Raw genomic sequence first — 3295 nt, forward strand, 5'->3', positions numbered from 1 at the left:
CTGATGGCATGCACATCTCCTTGACGGCTGGCTATTATCGGGGCTTGCGTCGCCCCCTCCACGCGCCCCACCCACCGGGTGGGTGCCCCGGTCCGTGGAGCCTCCCCCTCGCGCCCGAGAACGGGCTAGTAAATATTATAGGTTCAATAAGTCCTATAAGACCTATATTCTTCTTTTTGTTTTTTCACTCTCAGCTCTCTGCTCCATGCTCTCTGCTTCCTTATACCGGGGCTTGCGTCGCCCCCTCCACGAACAAAGTCCGTGGAGCCCCCCCCTCTCGCTCGTGAACTCGCTGGTATTTCGCTCTTAGCTCTCTGCTTCCTTATTTTACCGGGGCTTGCGTCGCCCCCTCCACGAACAAAGTCCGTGGAGCCTCCCCCTCGCGCCCGAGAACGGGCTACAAAATATTCTGTTCTTTGCTCTTCGCTCTCCGCTCTATGCTCTCAGCTCTCTGCTTCCTTTTGTGACCGGAATATTACTTTTCGGTAATGTTGGTGTCTGTTATAAGGTCCGGGGAGACGGTTTTCGGCAGGACCACGGTAATCTGCGCGCCCTGATCAGGAGCGGTATTCACGGCACTAACGGACCCCCCGTGAATAAGAATAAACGCCTGCACAAGGCTGAGACCGAGTCCGTTACCCGGCGTAGACCGGCTTTTCTCTCCCCTGAAAAAACGATTAAAGATATAGGGCATGTCCTCGTCCGGTATGCCGGTGCCGGTGTCCTCCACGGAAACCGTTACATCTTCATCGGTATCCGTTATCGATATAGTTACCCGTCCTCCGTCAGGGGTATACTTGAGGGCATTGTCGAAAAGATTGGCAAAGACCCTCTGCAATTTCCGGCGGTCACAGTATATAAAGACCGGCCGGGTAACCCCTTCCGTCCGGAACTCTATGTGCTTCTCTTCTGCAGACGGTTGAAAGAGGTCGCGCAGGTCGTTTATCAGGGCGACCATATCGGTCTTCTGCACGTCGAGCTTGATGAGTCCGGCCTTGGCCTCAGAGATATCGAGCATAGTATTGATGAGGTCGAGGAGGCTGTCGCACTCTTCAATGATAAGACCCGCCATGGACGAGTATTCTTCGTTCGTGCTCCGGCCAGCAAGGGCCATTTCGGCGAGACCCCTGATCCTCGTGATGGAACTTCGAAGGTCATGGGCGATGTTTTCCGTGATCTCCTTCATCTGCTCGATGAGCGTCTGGGTGCGTCCTACCATTATATTAAAGGTCTGTGCGAGACGATCTATCTCATCGTAGCGCCCTTTTACAGGGACCCTTCTGTGGAGGGCACCCTTTGATATGTCCACGGCGGCCCGTGTCACCTCTTCGATGCCGGAGAGGGTGCGCTTTGCCATCAGCCAGCCCGTTGCCCCCGACAGGACTATGACGATCAAAAGAGGGACCCCGAAATACTCCCTGAAATCCTCTCTCAACTCTGACAGGGCGTGATGACTGACGCCATAGCTGCCGTGAAGAAGGACGACTACGTAAAAGGTGACGACGGTCGCAAGCAGGCAGACCGTGAAGGCGCCGGCATACCAGGCAGTAAGACGGAAAACTACTGAATGGCGATGTTCATAGAGTTTTCTTAAGTATGTAGCCGGCGCCCCTGATCGTGTGAATAAGTTTTTTATCATGATCCTTGTCTATCTTCTCCCGTAATTTACTCATCCGCGCTTCTACGATATTCGTCTGCGGGTCGAAGTTCAGGTCCCAGACATGCTCCATTATCATGGTCTTCGAGACCACCCTGGCCGCATTGCGCATAAGATATTCGAGAAGGATAAATTCCTTGGGCTGAAGCTCAATCCTTTGCCCTGAACGGGTAACCTCCCTCGACAGGAGATCCATGACAAGATCGGCAACCTCCAAGCGTGTCGGATTGGGCGCGCCCGTTGCCCTGCGGATCAGGGCATGGACGCGCGCAAGAAGCTCGGAAAAGGCAAAAGGTTTTGTAAGGTAGTCGTCACTTCCCGTCTGCAGACCCTTCACGCGGTCATCCACCGAGCGTTTTGCGCTCAGGATCATTATGGGGATGTTCGGCTTCAGATCTCTTACGCTGGCAATAAGCGACAGGCCGTCAAGCTTCGGCAGCATCAGGTCCACGATAATAACGTCATAGGGCTCAGTGAGCGCCAGGTGGAGCCCGTCTTCTCCGTCGGCGGAACGATCAACTGCAAAACCGGCCTCTCTGAGACCCTTTACGACGAAAGAAGAGATGACCTCGTCATCTTCAACCAATAATATTCGCATGCTCAATCCCTTCCCGATATTGTTTCATACAAAACCTATTATCTATTGTATCACAAGGTGCAATGAACAGCTAACGGCTGATATCGTGAAAAGTGAAATGTGAAAGGTGAAAGTTTTAAATCTGGATACATCACCGTAGAGCATCGGCGTCGGCCTTTCCTGTAGCAAACCGTCGTGAGACGAGGAAGCTCGGTCTTTTGCATGCATATGCAAAAGTTCCGAAGCCGAACGCGAGCGAATGTAAGCCGCTGGAGCGTATGAGCGTGTTTGCGGGGAAAGCCCGACACCGATGCCAATCCACTGTACATCATCCATTCCACAATTCACGTGATCTTGCTCCTTTTTCGTTTCGCATTGTCCTCACCAGCATCCAGTATCCAGCGACCAGTATCAAGAATCAGGGCCTCGTAAATCGTACGGCGACGACTTACGAATGTTCCGGGTTCTTGTGCAGTTCACTATCTACGATATACTATATACTATTCACTGCTTCTTTCACGCCTCACAGATGTTCCGCCTGTGCCGTATCTGTGGTCAGATTCCTCAACACAACGAGTGAGCGGTTTGTGCCCATATATTGTTTGAAAAGAACGGACATCTTACACGTCGACAGAAGTTCCTTTTCCAACGCTTCACGTTTGTCGCGAACAACAACGAAGACGGACTTTTCCTTCCGGAGCACCTCCTCCAGTCGGGACACGGAGTCTATTGCCTTCAGGAACCGTCCTGTATAGAAGGGAACAACGCCCTTAAGCGTCTCATCGGGCCGATAGGCATAGACGGTGCCGGGATAAGGCACCGAGGTCTTGATCTCCTCGCAGAAGGGTACGAAGCTCTTGAAGCGATCAAGGATCGGTACGGCTGAGAAGAGCCCTATGAAAAGCAATAGCAGGATCGAGGCCGCTGAGAAGCCCCAGAACCTCGTCATATCCTTTCTGCGGTTCCGGATAGAGGCCGCTGAAAAGGCCATTGCAGCAAGGGAAAAAAGAATGGTGAGGACGAATTCCATTTCAGGCAGGCCAAAACCATATTTTTTTGAT

Annotated in this window: 3 protein-coding genes; all 3 read right to left on the minus strand. The window is 52.5% G+C overall.

The genetic code is table 11. The features are described from left to right. Nucleotides 1-475 precede the first annotated feature (475 nt). Nucleotides 476-1639 (minus strand): HAMP domain-containing sensor histidine kinase, encoded by a 1164-nt coding sequence (locus PHU49_14000; GenBank protein ID MDD5245118.1) that lies wholly within the window; start codon nt 1637-1639, stop codon nt 476-478. After that, nucleotides 1578-2255 (minus strand): response regulator transcription factor, encoded by a 678-nt coding sequence (locus PHU49_14005; protein MDD5245119.1) that lies wholly within the window; start codon nt 2253-2255, stop codon nt 1578-1580. Before PHU49_14005 ends, PHU49_14000 begins: the two co-directional genes overlap by 62 nt. Before the next feature lie 502 nt (nt 2256-2757). Continuing rightward, on the minus strand, nt 2758-3295 hold a 538-nt coding region (locus tag PHU49_14010; protein MDD5245120.1), incomplete at its 5' end, for a hypothetical protein.

This window comes from Syntrophorhabdaceae bacterium, assembly GCA_028713955.1.
Classification (GTDB): Bacteria; Desulfobacterota; Syntrophorhabdia; order Syntrophorhabdales; family Syntrophorhabdaceae; genus UBA5609.